Annotated in this window: 15 protein-coding genes; 7 read left to right on the forward strand and 8 right to left on the reverse strand. The window is 49.5% G+C overall.

The window, feature by feature from the left end:
- Positions 1 to 94 precede the first annotated feature (94 nt).
- The 8 genes from uvrA to ACTG2T_RS06960 all read right to left on the reverse strand — a co-directional run bounded on the left by uvrA (position 95) and on the right by ACTG2T_RS06960 (position 8,121).
- Complete coding sequence (gene uvrA, locus ACTG2T_RS06925; RefSeq protein WP_139403472.1) at positions 95 to 2,923, reverse strand: excinuclease ABC subunit UvrA; 2,829 nt, start codon at positions 2,921 to 2,923, stop codon at positions 95 to 97.
- An 89-nt stretch (positions 2,924 to 3,012) separates the two neighbouring features.
- Complete coding sequence (locus ACTG2T_RS06930; protein ID WP_330125705.1) at positions 3,013 to 3,438, reverse strand: hypothetical protein; 426 nt, start codon at positions 3,436 to 3,438, stop codon at positions 3,013 to 3,015.
- Positions 3,438 to 5,027 carry a curlin gene (locus ACTG2T_RS06935; RefSeq protein WP_330125704.1) on the reverse strand — a complete coding sequence of 530 codons (1,590 nt, stop codon included), beginning with the start codon at positions 5,025 to 5,027 and terminating at the stop codon, positions 3,438 to 3,440. The genes ACTG2T_RS06930 and ACTG2T_RS06935 overlap by 1 nt, the downstream gene beginning before the upstream one ends.
- Before the next feature lie 34 nt (positions 5,028 to 5,061).
- The gene (locus ACTG2T_RS06940) at positions 5,062 to 5,583 is read right to left on the reverse strand and encodes a curlin (RefSeq protein WP_330125703.1); all 522 of its coding nucleotides are present in this window, start codon (positions 5,581 to 5,583) and stop codon (positions 5,062 to 5,064) included.
- A gap of 187 nt (positions 5,584 to 5,770) precedes the next feature.
- A complete protein-coding gene (locus ACTG2T_RS06945) occupies positions 5,771 to 6,610 on the reverse strand; it encodes a CsgG/HfaB family protein (protein WP_005355003.1) in 840 nt (279 codons plus the stop codon).
- A 7-nt stretch (positions 6,611 to 6,617) separates the two neighbouring features.
- Positions 6,618 to 7,019, reverse strand: coding sequence for a curli assembly protein CsgF (locus ACTG2T_RS06950; protein WP_150389798.1), 402 nt, complete (start codon positions 7,017 to 7,019; stop codon positions 6,618 to 6,620).
- Between the two features lie 11 nt (positions 7,020 to 7,030).
- Entirely contained in the window at positions 7,031 to 7,474 is a 444-nt protein-coding gene (locus tag ACTG2T_RS06955) for a curli production assembly/transport protein CsgE (protein WP_330125702.1), read from the reverse strand.
- Complete coding sequence (locus tag ACTG2T_RS06960) at positions 7,474 to 8,121, reverse strand: LuxR C-terminal-related transcriptional regulator (protein WP_005355006.1); 648 nt, start codon at positions 8,119 to 8,121, stop codon at positions 7,474 to 7,476. The genes ACTG2T_RS06955 and ACTG2T_RS06960 overlap by 1 nt, the downstream gene beginning before the upstream one ends.
- 426 nt (positions 8,122 to 8,547) lie before the next feature.
- Here ACTG2T_RS06960 and ACTG2T_RS06965 point away from each other — a divergent pair, with 426 nt between their 5' ends.
- The 7 genes from ACTG2T_RS06965 (at position 8,548) to ACTG2T_RS06995 (ending at position 17,218) form a co-directional block, all read left to right on the forward strand.
- On the forward strand, positions 8,548 to 9,135 hold the full coding sequence (locus ACTG2T_RS06965; protein WP_005340181.1) for a single-stranded DNA-binding protein: 588 nt from the start codon (positions 8,548 to 8,550) through the stop codon (positions 9,133 to 9,135).
- Positions 9,136 to 9,295: 160 nt separating this feature from the next.
- Entirely contained in the window at positions 9,296 to 10,489 is a 1,194-nt protein-coding gene (locus tag ACTG2T_RS06970) for a site-specific integrase (protein ID WP_330125701.1), read from the forward strand.
- The gene (locus ACTG2T_RS06975) at positions 10,455 to 11,993 is read left to right on the forward strand and encodes a site-specific integrase (RefSeq protein ID WP_265216436.1); all 1,539 of its coding nucleotides are present in this window, start codon (positions 10,455 to 10,457) and stop codon (positions 11,991 to 11,993) included. Before ACTG2T_RS06970 ends, ACTG2T_RS06975 begins: the two co-directional genes overlap by 35 nt.
- Positions 11,990 to 14,053, forward strand: a complete 2,064-nt coding sequence (locus tag ACTG2T_RS06980; RefSeq protein ID WP_227656100.1) for an integrase — start codon at positions 11,990 to 11,992, stop codon at positions 14,051 to 14,053. The genes ACTG2T_RS06975 and ACTG2T_RS06980 overlap by 4 nt, the downstream gene beginning before the upstream one ends.
- Entirely contained in the window at positions 14,050 to 14,469 is a 420-nt protein-coding gene (locus ACTG2T_RS06985) for a hypothetical protein (RefSeq protein WP_005895563.1), read from the forward strand. Before ACTG2T_RS06980 ends, ACTG2T_RS06985 begins: the two co-directional genes overlap by 4 nt.
- The gene (locus ACTG2T_RS06990) at positions 14,466 to 14,972 is read left to right on the forward strand and encodes a hypothetical protein (protein WP_010676173.1); all 507 of its coding nucleotides are present in this window, start codon (positions 14,466 to 14,468) and stop codon (positions 14,970 to 14,972) included. Before ACTG2T_RS06985 ends, ACTG2T_RS06990 begins: the two co-directional genes overlap by 4 nt.
- A complete protein-coding gene (locus ACTG2T_RS06995) occupies positions 14,969 to 17,218 on the forward strand; it encodes an AAA family ATPase (RefSeq protein ID WP_330125699.1) in 2,250 nt (749 codons plus the stop codon). Before ACTG2T_RS06990 ends, ACTG2T_RS06995 begins: the two co-directional genes overlap by 4 nt.
- Position 17,219: the final 1 nt, after the last annotated feature.

The raw sequence follows: 17,219 nt of genomic DNA on the forward strand, positions 1-17,219 counted from the left end.
CTAAGATGCCAAGCCTGCCCCACTTGACGAGCTTCCCCCTATGCTCCCGATTTTTATAACAAAAAGGGGCCAAAGGCCCCTCGATTATAACGGCTTATCGCGCCAATAGCGGTCGTAAAAAACGAGCTGTATGAGACTCTTTATTGGTGCAAATCTCTTCCGGCGTCCCTGTCACCAGAATGCGGCCACCACCGGCGCCTCCCTCCGGTCCCAGATCGACGATCCAGTCGGCAGTTTTTACCACATCAAGGTTGTGCTCGATGATGACGATGGTGTTACCGCGATCCCGCAGCTGGTGCAGCACCTTGAGCAATTGCTGGATATCGTGGAAGTGCAACCCGGTGGTCGGCTCGTCCAGAATATAGAGGGTCTGACCGGTATCCCGCTTGGAGAGCTCCCGCGCCAGCTTGACCCGCTGCGCCTCCCCGCCCGACAAGGTAGTAGCAGACTGGCCGAGACGGATATAGGAGAGGCCCACATCCATCAGGGTCTGCAGCTTGCGCGCAACTGCCGGCACCGGATCGAAGAACTCGCGGGCATCTTCCACCGTCATCTCGAGGATCTCGTGGATGTTCTTGCCCTTGTACTTCACCTCCAGGGTCTCGCGGTTGTAGCGCTTGCCCTTGCAGACATCGCACGGCACGTAGACATCCGGCAGGAAGTGCATCTCTACCTTGATGACCCCATCACCCTGGCACGCCTCGCAGCGCCCCCCTTTCACGTTGAAAGAGAAACGGCCCGGCTGGTAGCCGCGGGAACGCGCCTCCTGGGTGCCGGAGAGCAGCTCGCGGATCGGGGTAAACAGGCCGGTGTAGGTGGCCGGGTTGGAGCGCGGGGTACGACCGATGGGGCTCTGGTCGATATCCACTACCTTGTCCAGATGCTCCAGCCCCTCGACGCTGCGATAGGGTGCCGGGGTGGACTCGGTCGCCTTGTTAAGCTCGCGATGAGCGATGCGGAACAGGGTGTCGTTGATCAGGGTCGACTTGCCGGAGCCGGAGACGCCGGTGACGCAGGTCATCACCCCGATGGGCAGATCCAGGTTGACGTTGCGCAGGTTGTTGCCGCTTGCCCCCTTGAGTTTCAGCCACTTGCCGGTGAGCGGGGTGCGCTCGGCCGGAATGGCGATCTGCTTGCGACCGGAGAGGTAGTCACCGGTCAGCGATTCCGGATTGTCGATAATCTGCTGGGGGGTGCCCTGCGCAACAATCTCGCCACCGTGTACACCCGCCCCCGGGCCGATATCGAGCACGTGGTCGGCGAGTCGAATGGCATCCTCGTCGTGCTCCACCACGATCACCGTGTTGCCGAGATCGCGCAGATGGGTGAGGGTCTTGAGCAACCGCTCGTTGTCGCGCTGATGCAGACCGATGGAGGGCTCGTCCAGTACGTACATAACCCCCACCAGACCGGCACCAATCTGGCTGGCCAGCCGGATCCGCTGCGCTTCGCCGCCGGAGAGGGTCTCGGCACTGCGGGACAGGCTCAGGTAGTTGAGACCGACGTTCACCAGGAAGCCGAGCCGCTCGACGATCTCTTTCAAGATCTTCTCGGCAATCTGGGCGCGCTGGCCAGTGAGGTTAAGCCCCTCGAAGAAGGCGAGCGCATCGCCGATGGACTGCTCGGCAATGGCCGGCAGGTTGCGGTTGTCGACGAAGACGTGACGCGCCTCTTCCCGCAGTCGGCTGCCACCGCAGCTGGTACAGGATTTGTTGGCTATGTACTTGGAGAGCTCTTCACGCACCGAGTTGGACTCGGTTTCGCGGTAGCGCCGCTCCATGTTGTGCAGGATCCCCTCGAACGGGTGCTTGCGCACCACCACATCGCCGCGATCGTTCATGTAACGGAACTCGATCTCGGTACGACCCGAGCCGCGCAGGATCACCTCCTGGGTCTTGACCGGCAGATCCCCCCACGGCGTCTCCAGATCGAACTTGTAGTGTTCGGAGAGGGATTTCAGCATCTGGAAGTAGTAGAAGCTGCGCTTGTCCCAACCTCGGATGGCGCCGTTGGCCAGACTGATGGCCGGATCGCCGATCACCTTGGCCGGATCGAAATATTGCTGCACCCCGAGGCCGTCGCAGGTCGGGCAGGCACCGGCCGGATTGTTGAAGGAGAAGATGCGCGGCTCCAGCTCCGACATGGAGTAGCCACACTCCGGGCAGGCGAAGTTGGCGGAGAAGGTCATGGGGGCAACCCCCTCCTCCCCGTCCATTGGCACTACCAGCACGATGCCGCCGGAGAGGGTCAGCGCCGTCTCAAACGACTCGGCCAAACGCAGCGCCAGATCCTCGCGCACCTTGAAGCGATCCACTACCACCTCGATAGTGTGCTTCTTATGCAGCTCCAGAGTCGGAGGATCGGAGAGATCGCACACCTCGCCGTCGATACGGGCACGGATATAGCCCTGGGCCGCCAGATTCTCCAGAAGCTTGGTGTGTTCCCCCTTGCGATCGCGCACCACCGGGGCCAGCAGCATCAGCTTGCTCCCCTCCGGCTGAGCCAGCACCTGATCCACCATCTGGCTGATGGTCTGGGCGGCGAGCGGAATGGCGTGAGTCGGGCAGCGCGGCTCACCGACCCGGGCGAACAGCAGACGCAGGTAGTCGTAGATCTCGGTGATGGTACCGACGGTCGAGCGCGGGTTGTGGGAGGTGGACTTCTGCTCGATGGAAATAGCGGGCGAGAGCCCCTCGATATGGTCGACGTCCGGCTTCTCCATCAGGGAGAGGAACTGGCGGGCATAGGCGGAGAGGGACTCCACATAGCGGCGCTGCCCCTCGGCATAGAGGGTATCGAACGCCAGAGAGGATTTGCCCGAACCTGAGAGACCGGTGACCACGATCAGCTTGTCGCGGGGCAGGGTCAGATTGATGTTCTTGAGGTTGTGGGTGCGAGCACCCCGGACCACGATCTTTTCCATCTTGTTGCACGCTCGATACAGAAACCTGAGCGAGTCAGTATGGCATAGAGACTACTGGATGAATAGACAGTCATGAGAGGAAATGCGCATCATCCTGCGCACGCCATCTGCTCTTTTTTCTCCACCAGCAGCCGCTCGTTTTGCCATATCCGGGCGGTGACCTCGACCCGATAGGGGCAACGCAAACCCAGCCCTATTTTGCCAGCCGCCATGACCACTCCAGCCTGCAGCGACAGATTACGGCTCTGGCGCTGAGTCGTGCTCCCGGCGGCCCCTTCGCCATACACCAGCAACCTGAAGCTCACCTTCAAGTTGCGCTTGCTGAGCAGCGTCGGTGCAAGTGACAGCCCCTGTTCGCTCTGCACCATATTGAGGGACAAGCGGATCGACGGATCGGGTTCTATCTCGGTTTCCCTTGCAGTTGCTGGTGAAGGAACGCGATAAACCAGCATCAACCCACAGAGCAGCACCAATAAAAGAGGGGCCCGCAGGCCCCTGAATCCGGAGATGACCATCAGTTGCTACCAGAACCCTGATAGACATAGGCCATGTTATCGCTGCCATAGACAGTCACATTGGCAGTGTTGAGGCTGTCGGTTTGTGCTACGTCGACTTCATTATTGCCACCGCCCATGCCGCCATTGACGTAAACGTTGGCCACGTGTTTTTCACCGAACTGGCTCACGGTGAGCGTGTTGTCGCTCCCCAGATAGGATTCGACCTTGGCGCTGTTCAGTTTCCCATCCTGAGTCACTGTCACCACAGAGTCAGAGTGAGACGCATCGGCATAAGCCCAGTTGTCAGTGCCTTTCTGAGCCACGACCAGCTCGTTGTCCGAGCCCCAGGTCCAGGCTCCTTTGCCCTCAACGCCACGCGCGGCGGCAACTTGGTTGCCAGTGCCGTTCTGGTCAATATCGACCTTGTTGCGACTACCCTCCTCTTGCACTGCATTGGCATAGTTGTCGCTACCCAACTGATCGATAGTGACAGACCCACCCACGCTGGTGGCCAGCTGATCAACCACTGCCTGGTTATTGCTGCCATTCTGAGTGACCTGTGCAGTGTTGCCAGACCCCTGCTGGTTGGTATCGGCCTGGTTGCCATTACCCAGCTGAGTCACGACCGCCGTTTCACCAGTTCCGCTCTGTCTGGCATTGGCGATGTTGTCGTTACCATTCTGGGTGATGGTCAACAGATCCTCAGAACCTCTCTGCTCAGAGTCGATCTGGTTACGACTCCCGGTCTGGGTCAGAAGGGCGGTTTCACCGGAACCAGCCTGCTTGGCCAGCAGGTTATTCCCTTGTCCGGCGGTTGCACCAGACTGCTGGGCTGTCACGCTGCCAGCGGTCCCGCTTTGCTCCACCGCCGCCACGTTGGCCAGCCCCAAATGAGTAACCTCGGCAGTGTTGTCATTGCCACTTTGCTTGACGACCGCAGAGGTGCCCTCGTTTGCGCCGTAACCGAAGTTGCTTGTACGTTGTGCGACTAAGGCCGTGTTATTGCCACCCTCTTGAGCCACGCTGGCAACGGCACCATCGGATTCGCGTTGATCGACATCCGCAATATGCCCACCTTCTCCTGACTGGGTAATGGTCGCGCTGGCATAATCAGACCAGTAGTTATTGATCTGCGCGCTGTTACCATCCGCTTGCTGCTCAATCACTGAAATGGCGCCGTTACCATCATCCTGTTTAATGAGAGCATTGTTACTGTCACCGAGCTGGCTCACCCGGGCCGTGGCCTCACCGTTGTAGTACTGCTGGGTAATCGAGGCCTTGTTCAGTTGCCCGTTGGTATCAATGGTCGCGGTCGATTTATTGGTCACCCCCTGCTGCAATACCTCCCCTTCGTTCTGACCACCGGCTTGCTTGATATCAGCAGTGGAAGCACCGGTATTGCGCTGCTCGGTCGAGGCGAGGTTGTCGTTACCCTGTTGATAGATCGCCGCCTTGTTAGCCGTGCTCTCCTCGACCTGCTGGATGTACGCCAGGTTGCCGCTGGAGAATTGAGCCTGAGTCACCTCAGCCTGATTGCCAGTAGATGCCGCCCAAGCGGTGCTGGTCGCCAGAAGAACTGCCGAGGCAATGATGGTACGTTTAAACATGATTTCCCTCTCGTGCTAATGGTTGAGCCTAGGCTCAGTTGGTTTGAACGACATTTACTTGCTGATTGGCTCCCGTCTGAATAACGGTTGCCGCCAATCCGTTACCGTTTTGCTCGATGCTGGCCTGATTGCCATCACCCAGCTGGATCGCCCGGGCCTGATTGTTTGCCCCTTGCTGACTGATCCAGGCTTCATTGCCGCTGCCTTGTTGCAGCAGCCAAATCCGGTTATTGATGCCCGCCTGATAGAGCTCGGCGCTATTGCCCTCGCCCAGTTGCGCGCCATTGACCCAGTTCTCATCTCCAACCTGGGAGAGCGCCAACTCATTGGCCCAACCCTGTTGCAGCAGACGCGCCTGATTCAGCTCCCCTTGCTGGGTGAGGTGCAGTTGCTGCTCGCTACCGAGTTGCCACAACAGCGCCTGATTCCCATCGTTCTGCAGACCGGAATCCAGCTCGCTTGCCATCGCCAGCTCGTCGAAGATGGCAGGCTCTGCGGCGAGTTGCGGGGCGCCCGATATCAGCAGAAAAAAGAGAGCACTCAACAGGTGTTTCATCGCGCCATCGCCTTGTTGGAAAACGCCCACAGTATCCCTGTCAGACCAAAGGCGGCCTATCAGGCACTCCGCTGATTCGAGGATGAAAAGCGCCGCCCTGTCGCTGAGCAGAAAGTCTTAATTCGTATTCGATGGAGGCCAAAAAAAATGCCCTCCACCAGGGAGGGCATTGCACGAGCGGGAAAACTCAAAGTAGCGGGGCATTGTCTTGCAGGTACTCCTGCAGGATCGGATTGTCGATATCCCGCTGGTCAGCCAGTTGCCACAGATTGTCCCGCACGCCATTGGCTATCAGCCGGATCACCCCGGACTCGATAGCCGACATGACACACATCTGTACCGGTTCATTGGTGCTGAAACCGGCCTCGGCCTCCAGCAGGCGCTTGTACTCGACGAAACGGAATACCCCGGCCTGCACCTGTTGTGACAGTACTGTCTTGGAGGTGGTGACACTGTTCAGGATCCGGCCTGAACGGATATCGACGGCTCGCAGATTGACCGTCACCTGATCGACGCGGTACTCCCCGCTGGCGCCGATGCCAAAATACTTGGCCCCCGCCCCGCCGGTTCGCACATTGCTGTCATAGGCGACTATCCCCCCCTCGATCAGGATGTTGGCGGCAACCAGCGAGGGCAGTTGATTGGCATTGTTGCCGGGAACATTGGGCTTGTTCTGGGCCGCCCGCACAATCTTGCGTTCGGTCAGCAGGTTCTGCAGCCCTTCCCGCTCCAGCGGCACAAACCATTGGGAATCCCACAAAGCCGTACTCAGCATGGCGACCCCACCCTGGGTGACCGCCGTGGAGAAGTTGGACGCCGGTGCAGGCAGGTACTGACCGGTCTGGTCGCGAAAATCGTAGACGGCCGCGACAATTTTCCCTTTTGGCTTGGGCAGACTGATCAGCTCCTTGTAAGAGACGGATCGCGGCATCAGGGTTGCCTTCTCATCGGCAACGGGTGAGCCGATATGGGTCGCACAGCCAGCCAGCGCAAGCAGGGGCACTATCAATAACAGTTGTCGTTTCATCGCGCCCTCAGTCGGCAATCAGGCCATTTACTTCGATCATGGTGGTCTGGTTGGTCACCCGGTCGGTGATCGAAACCACCAGGGTGCCATCTTCATCCACCACATTGATGGCAAAATCATCGGTCACCAGACTGCCGCTCTGGCTGCCATCCTTGCCGATATCGGCCAGCAGCTGGCTGATCAGGCGGGATTGCAGGTTGGAGGTCAGGCGATCCAGCGCCGAGGTGCCGCTGCTACCGTTGCCACTGGCGGGATCCTTGTAATCATTCTGCGCATTGGCGGTGCCAAGCAGATGACTGCTGTTGAGAGGGTTACCCCCAAAGCTGGGGTTGACGGGGCGATAGACAAGCTCCGACGCATGGAGCGTTGGCGCTATCAGTGCAGCAACTAGCCATAACCGGGCACGCATGAGAAATATCCTTATAGTTCATCATGTTCCAAATCGAAGGTATCCATGAACAGGGTCGCGATCTTCTGCTGTTCGAGGGTCTGCCTGACCTGTGACCAAGCCAGTTTGGCGCTCTGCTCCTGCTGATTGCGGCCGGGAGAGAGCGCGGTTTTAAAAATCACCTTCCGGTTATGAGTGATCCAGATCAGGCTGCCCCAGCGGGCTGTCGGGCGCTCATGAATCGTCAGAGTTTCTCTGGCATCCGGATCTTCATCGCTGCGCAACCGGGTAAATTCGTTATAAAAGCCCTGACCGAAACGGGTAAAAGTGCGATCCAGCACCAGACCATCCACATCCAGCCGATCACTCTCCTGCTCCGGCTGCACCGACTCCAGCGGTGCATCAGCCTCGCCCGCCACAACGCTCGTGCAGCCCCAGAGCAGCGCGAGGCAACACGCCACAGAGAGCGCTTTCATCAGTGAGAGTCCGGAGCATCGAGATACTCTTTGGCCCAGCTCACCGCCTGGATCCGGTTCTTCACATTCAGCTTTTTAAAGACGTTATAGAGGTGGGATTTGACGGTGTGCTCGCTGACAAACAGGCTGTCGGCGATCTCGACATTGGAGGCGCCCGTCATCAGATAACGGATGATCTCCTGCTCTCTGGCGGTCAGCAGAGTGTCGTTACGCTGCAGATAACTGTTGCCCTGGCGATAGTATTCGACCAGCTCGCACAGCAGGTGGCGCGGCATCCAGTACTCGCCCAACAGGATTTTCTGCAACCCGGCAACCAGTCTGTCGAGCGGATCCTGACGGAAAAACAGACCGCAGATCTGCGGCCACATCAGCAGCAGGTCGCGATCCGTCGCAGTGGGAGCATTGAGCAGCACAGTGGTCGCCATGCCAAAGCGTTCGGAGATCGCCCGGTTCCAGCCCAATGACTGGCCAGAGCGGATATAGTCGAGATCGATGAGAAACAGCGTGCCGTCACACTGGTTATCTAGCTGATTAATCTCGTGGATTAGCTGGACGGGACGGCTCAAATGAGAGATGAGGTATGCAGCAAATGTGCTGGCCTGCACATTATTTTCAGTGACCAGTGCGATCGGGCATGCGGCTTTCATTGTGTGCTCTTCCTTGAACCTGTAAACCACCTAATCTGGCCGACTGAGTCTACCAAGGAGGTATGGGAGCACAATATTAAAAAAGTATGAGAATGGATCTCATAAATATCGTAACCATATGTTTTTAGTCGATTTAAAAACCGATTACAATTCGCCAATCAGCCAGCATAACAGGAATATATGGCAGAAATGTGATGCCGGACGCGCCGGAAACAGCTGCAACCCGACCATCACTGCAGCAGGAGCCAACAGTTACCTTTGGCACATCAAGCCGGTTAAGGATGCTGCCAATCCGCTTCGCAACTGTTACTATGACCGTCACATGCGTCTGCGGGACATTGCGCCCCGCACACAGCAACTAATCAGGTATCTAGTCGTGTTGGACCAGGTTTCGACCTGGCCGGTAAATAAGGTGGAAGAGAGATTATGGCCAGTCGAGGCATCAATAAAGTCATTCTGATCGGTAACCTCGGGCAAGACCCGGAAGTACGCTACATGCCGAGTGGCGGTGCTGTGACCAACATTACTCTGGCTACCTCCGAAACCTGGCGCGACAAGCAGACCGGTGAGCAGAAAGAGCGTACCGAATGGCACCGTGTTGTCTTCATGGGCAAGCTGGCAGAAGTGGCTGGCGAGTACCTGAAGAAAGGCTCCCAGGTCTATGTGGAAGGCAAACTGCAAACCCGCAAATGGCAGGATCAGAGCGGCCAGGAGCGCTACACCACTGAAGTGCTGGTCGACAGCTTCACTGGCGTGATGCAGATGCTGGGTGGTCGTCCGCAAGGCGGTCAGGGTATGGGCCAGAACATGGGTGGCCAATCCCAGGGTAACTGGGGTCAGCCGCAGCAGAGCATGCCTGCCCAGCAGCCGATGAACCAGCAGCGCCCGGCACCGGCTCCGCAGCAGAACATGCAGCCACAAGGCGGTTATGGCCGTCCTGCCCAGCAGCCGCAATCTGCGCCGCCGGTATATAACGAGCCGCCGATGGATTTCGACGACGATATCCCGTTCTAGGGCCGGATTTTTTAAAATGTAAAGCACTTTGTAAAGCAAAATGCCTAAAAACCCCGATATTTCGGGGTTTTTTCATTTCTAAACATGTAAAGATTGCACATTCTGAAAGCACGGAGTATACATTAGGGATGGGTGTATAAAAGTGTAAAGGAGTGATGCAGTGAAGCTCAGAACGGTCAACATGAAGCAGTACAATGAACGTAAGTATCTAATCGTTGATGAGAACGGACTCCCCATCCCAAGGCTATGTGAGTTCACACTGACACACCTGTATGGTGCGGAAAAAACACAGGAGAATAATGCAAACCACCTAATCCATATCGAACGATGGGCAGCAATGCTAAAAGTAGATCTAGCAGAAATTGTTGCTGACACAGGGTTTGCTGATACGGGCTTATACCAGAGTTTTCTCAAACACCTTGAACATCACTCATATGATATCAACGGAGCAAGACCCCTCCGGCCAGATATTGTTAGTCCTGATTATTTCAATCAACGCCTTGACCTAGTATTGGTTTACTTTCAATTTTTAGCCGACAAAGCAATTTCCAAGCGCCGTAATACAGACCCTCTATTCCATCAAATACCCAAGATGATGGAAAAACTTCAAGTAAAACTAGCCAAGCTGAGAAGACCAAAGACAGCTCAAGGCCGCGCCCTTGGTTTGTCATTAGTCCAACAAGCAACACTGTATGATGTCATGGAAATGCCAAGTTTGCTTGGCTGGAATAAAGCTACTCAGTTACGTAACAAGCTAATTCTTAGATTACTTTTAGAAACAGGAATTAGGAAAGGTGAACTGCTATCACTTACAACATCAAACTGCCATACGAGCAAGCTGGTACATGGAGTTTATCCGTTTATCCTGACACAACAGAATGTCGAGCATAACGATCCTCGTGGTAGATCACCTCGCGAAAAAACAGTTGGCCGGATCATACCTATTTCATTTCCTCTAGCATCACTGATTGATGAATATAAACAGGCCAGAAAATCTATTGGCGACTCAGCTATGAAGAGCCCTTATCTACTCTTAGCGACAACCAAACCACATAATCCGCTATCAATAGCAGCACTGGATGATGTTTTCTCAAGTATTAAGAATAAGATTTTAGAGTTGTCAGATATCCACCCGCATAAATTAAGACATACCCTCTTTGAAAATCTTGACAGAATGCTCACCAAAATGGGAATTGATGCAGCTCAACAGAAAAAGCTAAAAAATAATGTTGGGGGGTGGACGTATAACTCAGATAGTAGTCTAATATATGAAACTGGTTCAATAATGGAACAATGCAACTTAGTTCTAAACCAACTTCATGCTGAAATGGAATCACATAGAAAACTATCATAATATGATTGCCGAGGTGCTGGCTATGCCGACAAAAAAATTAGATAAAAACGATATTATGTTGGTACAAATAGACCAGCATCCACGATTTGCTTATGACCCATATCCTGTAAGTCAGTCAGGCCAACAGCTGGATTTAACACAAGGTAAAGTAGTTCTGGAACCGGAGAGGGAGACCCTATTCTTTGACAAAATCTCTCCCCAACTAAGAGAGCATGCCCGTGCATGGATTTCTTATGCTTGTCATATCTACTCTAACTATGCTCTTTTCTCACATCAACATTGCTGGCGATTAATAAACATCCCTGACGATATTGCAGCAGAAGACATCGCTGAAAAGATGCAAGAGATCTACAGAGAACTTATGAGTTCTGAACGTAGTGCGAGCACTAAATCTATTTTAAGAATGATGTATAAATGGTGCGTTGAAGAAGGTCACCCATACTTTGACGAAGACTTTTATGATTACTACCTAGCCAATATAAAGTTTGGTACAGACGAAGGTAAAGGTCTTGATGTCATTATGGAAATCCCTGACCGTGGCCCACTCACGATCAAGGAAGAACGCATCTTCATCTCCACATTAAACGCCATTTCTCCAGAAACACTAACCACGCATGCATTACAGGGATTGGTGTCACTGAAATGCGCGCAGGTTCTTGGCATGAGAAATATTCAAGTGATGAGGCTGAAGTTCTCTGACTTACAGCTCTCAGACAAAGGTGCATATACACTAAACGTTTTGAGGGCAAAACAAAGAGGGCAGGCCAATAATAATGTATATAAAATTCGCCCCATAACAAAAACACTTGCAAGACTACTATCATTAATGAAAGCACGTTACGAAGATATACTAGGTACAAAAATTACTGATGATTGGCCTGTTATCTCAGAGTACTATAGTGTTAGAGATGAATTAGTTAAGCAGCAAGTAAAGATAACAAAGATGACATACATCACCAATCTGTTCAGAATGGTTGTTGGATTGGACTTCAAGGTAACAAACCGTAGACTTCGTAAAACCTTCTGCTCACGGTTAATCGCCAAAGGCACTCCTATGTCTGTTGTTGCTGAACTAATGGATCATAGTGATTTACAACAACTAGAAGTTTATTATAGACAATCGCATACTGTTGCCAAAAAACTAGATGATGTACTGCGAAGTGAAGCCATGGATATACTCGATGCATTTGCAGGTAAAGTTGTCACGCCTGATAATGCCTCTAAGCGAGGACAAGGCATTTTCGCGCCATCGAAAAATTTAAATCTTGTTCAAATTGGTAGCTGCGGTAGCGCGACCCCATGTTCTCTGCAACCCCCACTTTCTTGTTACAACTGCTCTTCTCTAGAAGCCTTTGAAGACGTTGACCATAAGGCAGTTGTAGATACGATGGTAGAGGAAGTAAAAACAGCATTTGGTGATGCTCACGCCATAAATATTCTTCAACATAAAAACTTTTTAGCTGCTCGCAAGTTTGCTGACATGTTTGACAGGGGTGAACTATGAATACCAGTCTACAATTATTACCATCAATTGGTGTAGATGCTGATAGCAATCTGGCTCAATTAGTTCACTTTTACAAAAAAAACACTCCCTTTGCAACATTAGAAGGTTGGGAATGGGATGCCTTTAGCTGGGATGCTAAAGGTATTTGTAAGACTCAAGCTAGAAAATCTGGAAATAATATATCAGTCAATTTTAGTCGAGATAACAATCTAGGTAAAAAAGTTAAATCATCACGTGATGCCATGAAGGCATTTCACAATCTAGATTTATCTGACATAGCTAAATGTCATATTTCAGCCTTGCAAATTGAGAAGTCAAAAGATGTAGGAACACTCAATTTCTATATTGTTGCATATCGGTATTTAGATAATGCGATGCTAAAAAGAAATATTACAACAAGCACTCTGACTACTTATGACTTCAAAGTCGCAGAGGCGGAAGCACACGATAAACTAGAAAGTTCTACCTTTTACCGTATTGGTCAGAGACTAGAATCCATTGCGAAATTCATTAACCAGAAGCGGCTCTCCATCCAAAAAATTGTCTTCAAAAAGACATCTAGACGCGGAGAAACCCATACCGCTAGTGATACAAGAATCGATTTTGAGTCAACTACCAAACGGCATGAGAAGCTACCTACCCATGAAAGTCTCATTGCAGTAGCAACACTTTCTAACTCTAATCTAGAAGGTGATGATGCACTGTTTCAGGCGATGGTAGAAATCATGTTTGCAACGGGTCTGCGATTTGATGAGGTGATCTGCCTGGATGTCGACTGCTTACAGGTTAGGGAGGTTGAGGAGCAAAACGTCTTCACAGGTGAAATGGACATATTATCCATTAATGAGATCCGCTACCGAGCCAAAAAGGGGGCTGGATATCAAACCAAACCAATAACCGAAAGCCTGTTACCAATCTTAAAGAAAGGTCTGACTAGCGCCCTTGAAATATTAGCACCTGTACGTAACACGATTAAATGCGTTGCTAATGGGAAATACGACTTCTTCCCAATTATCACTGAGGATTGTGAGTTGTTTGTCACTGATATTTGGGAAAGATTAAACTGGTCATCACGTCCAAATCTCACATCCTACCTAAAGAAAAGAAATATCAACCTGACGAATAAACGGAATCCAAACACAGGTAAAATTGCGGTCGCATTCCACCCATCAGACTTAAAGGGAAAGGCATTTTCATTAGCGCAGGAGTCTATCGATCAGTTATGGAAACAGATTTCAGAGTTAACTGTGGCTGATTCCCTAGATAAACTAATATTTGTTACCCAACATCAGCAACATCATTCTGAGAAGAGAGCTGAGCCCTGGGAATTCACAATGATAACGTATACTCAAATATCAGACTATATTGCTGGCCGTCCTGAATATGGTATAAAGAATGTATTTGAACGCAAAAACCTGTGCTATCAAGGTGAACAGATCCGGCTGACATCACATCAATTCCGTCACTTTCTAGACACTATGCTAGAGCTCTCAGATTCAGTAACCCCTATAGAGGTTGCTCGATACTTTGGGCGAAAGTATACTCCAGACAATATAGCCTATGACCACACTAATCCAGCTAAAAGAGTCATGGATAACGCAGACATACTCTTTGCCGCCTCAAATATAACACCAGAGCAAGCAAAAGAGGCATCCGTGATCTTTACACTGGTTGACCGTGATGAGGTTCTTGAAACGATAGAAGACATTGGTACAACACTCATCACTGCAATTGGCTTATGCAAACATGACTATAGTGACTCTCCATGTGGAAAATACTATGCATGCGTCCGTGGATGCTCTGAGTATTATCGTATAAAAGGAAATCAGGAAGAGATCATCCATTTACAAAAACTTCAAGCTGAACAAGAAACTCGAATTCAACATGTTAAAGCAGCAGTTGACGCTGAATATCATGGTTCCAATAACTGGCTACGCTCTCATGAAGAACTATTAAATGGTTGTCGTATAGCCCTCGCCATTGAGCAGGATAATTCAATTTCAGATGGTGAATTAGTGCAAGTTTTCCCTAATGGTAATAATGGGTGCGTTGCAATATGAAAAAAGAACAGAAACAAATTACAGCGGCACTAGAACAAGACTTCTGCAAACTCATCGTAATCCTAGCTGCCCGCAGTGGGAAGAATAAAGTCACTTGGAAGGAACTAGAACAGGAGACAGGATTTACTCGGCAAGCATTGTCAAAAAAAGAAGCTATCGTTAAGGCTTATAAAGAAGCCAATCAAAGTAGCAACATATTAGAAGATATCGGCAGGCGTGCAGAAGAAACCCAATCAAAACTTGATAAAATAAAAGAAGAAAATATCAAGTTAAAAAAACTATTAGCTGACTATGATGAGACTTTTGTTCGCTGGTTCGCCAATGCTACAAGTAGAGGTATGTCCATTGAGGAGTTGGAAGCACCGCTCCCACACTCTATGAAGACAAAAGCCAGATTGAAAGATCTTAAAAAATGAATAAAGCATTCAGTATTAGCCATGAACTGGAAGATTTTGAACTTGATAAAATGCATGCCAAGGCGCGTGAAAATCTTGTTAAGGTGGCTAATTTGGTCGGGCCACTTGACCTTGCTGAATGGCAAAATTTCATAGAAAATGGCAGTTTAAATGCAACTGCCATAATAAAAGAGATTGGTATATCTCGCTCTAGCTATTACCAAAATAAGTACATTGTTGCGTACCTTAAAAGTAAGGCTCAATGGCTAGCTGAGCAGAATACCTTGCAGGAGCTTCCCTACCAGGCTAGGGATACTTCAAAAGCACCCGCAAAGCGATACAGCCCGCAAGAAAAGAGCATTCAAGAGAAAGATAAAATGATTCGCCAATTACAGCTACGGGTTGCAGAACTTGAATCTCATTTAGAAGGCTTAAAGCAAGAATATAAATCTCTTCAATCAAATTCACATCGAGAACAGCATCGTATGGAATTGCTAGAAATATTTAAGCGGGTGCCTAGATGAATGACTTCGAGCAAGAGAATTTTTTTCGCATCACGAGACCACCATATTCATCCAGAAAAGGTCGCTCATTTCATGCTGTGCAGATAGATCCTGACACTCTACGTAATTGCAATTACAAGCGTAATTACATCATTCACATAATTGAAAATAACAGTGATCGCCTGTCACTAATATTAGCGAAGGGTGCATTGGTTAAATTAGCTGTCAAAAAGCAGTATAGTAGACGTGTAGAGCACGGAGGCATTCTCACTGTAATCACCCCTCAATACCTAGATCTAATTAGGCCATCAGGGGAGCAAATCGTAATCATGTTAGGCAGTCACGCCAGATTTAAAGGTGTTGGCCCAGTAAAAGCCCGTACATTATGGTCTACATTTGGTGAGTCCTTATTTGAAATCTTGGACAATGGTGATATTGTAAGCCTGCGTAAGATATTAAGTGAAAACACCGCAAAAAATACTATCGATGCATGGCGTAGCTATATAAATATTGATGCTATGCGTTTCTGCAATGCACATTTGGGATTATCAGTATCCACCTCATTTTTGGTATCAGATTATTATCAACAGGAAACCATAAGTAAGGTAAGCGAAGACCCTTACCGATTATTAGCGTTTGGTGTTGATTTTAATGAATGTGATCGAATCTCAGTGGCTCTAGGATTTCAATTGGATGCTCCTATTAGGCTCGCAGCAGCAGCCGAGGAGGCATTGTACTGTCACCTTTCTAGCGGGAGTACATTAGCAACACGATATGATCTAGACATATGGCTGAAACACATCTTACATATCCCCAATAATCAAGAGAAAACAGAGTGCTATGTTAATCAAGCATTCGCACTCGCCACATCGTGTGAAAATATCCTTGATGTTGGTGACAATGAATTACAGAGCGCAGGTGCTTTCACCATGGAAGCATATGTTGCTCAGCGATTGGTGAACCTCATCACAAACCCAAGTAAATTATCCATCGATGAAAAAAGGATAAACTTTTATATCAATCAATACGAAAGTAAAAAGTGTTTTAACTTAAACTCTCTTCAAAAAGAAGCTATCTTTGGGGCTATAAAACATCGCTTTTTAATTATTAATGGTGGTGCAGGTGTAGGTAAAACTACATTATTAGATGCGCTTTATTCAGTGTTTCATAAGTTAGATATAATACCAGTACAAGTTGCACTTGCAGGCAAAGCAGCAAAAAGGATGGCAGAGGCAACAAATCAAGAGGCTCATACTATCGCAAGATTTATTAAAAACTTCAATGCTAATAATTATGAAGGCAGACAACTTGTTATTGTTGTCGATGAAAGCTCAATGGTAGACTTGCCTAGTATGTACCGCCTATTGAGATGTGTTCCTAATTCTGCACATGTAATCATGTTAGGCGATATTGGGCAGCTTCCACCTGTAGATTTCGGTCTTGTTTTCCATGAACTAGTGCCAATGCACGATATTCCAAAAATCACATTAACAGAGGTTCGTCGACAAGATAAACACTCAAACATCCCTGCTATTTCAGCTTCTATCCGTAATGGTATTCTTCCAACATTTAGCTACGATGATGTCGTCCATATCGATATCAATGGAGCCAATGCAATTCAAAAGAGAGCAGTCTCATTATATTTAGAAAAACCTGATGAAACACAAATAATTTGCGCTACAACTAAAATGGTTAATGATATCAATAAACGCTGCGTAGCATTGAATAACAGTAAACCATTAAAGGTATTTATAGAAGAAGCAAATCACTATTTAGATACTGAGTTTAAACTACATGACAAAGTAATGTGTTGCTCCAACCTTTATGCTCATGACCTGATGAATGGTTCCATAGGAACCATTTGCCAAGTTTACAACGTAATGAAAATTATAAATAATGATGACAACGATGAGCCTTTGTCTAGCTTTGGCAAGATTCTATGGGATGACGGCATAGAACGAGAGATCTCGTTGGATATAATCAATGCCCTTCGCCACGCTTATGCTATGACGATTCACAAGAGTCAGGGTTCACAGTTTAAGCAAGTCATCATTGTTCTGGATAAGGCCCCAAATATTGATCGAACAATGTGTTATACCGCGATTACACGAGCCGTAGAAAAGGTCTACTTGATCGGGCCTCTGAATATTCTGAGCCAAGCACTAACACATGAGTCAGCGAGCAAACGAAATGTTGATCTTGGACATAAGGTTAAAGCGTTGCTAATACAAGCAATGGCTGATTCTCCTTTAGCTGCTGATAGATAAC

The sequence above is a fragment of the Aeromonas sp. 75A genome, from assembly GCF_051919425.1.
Taxonomy (GTDB): Bacteria; Pseudomonadota; Gammaproteobacteria; order Enterobacterales; family Aeromonadaceae; genus Aeromonas; species Aeromonas veronii.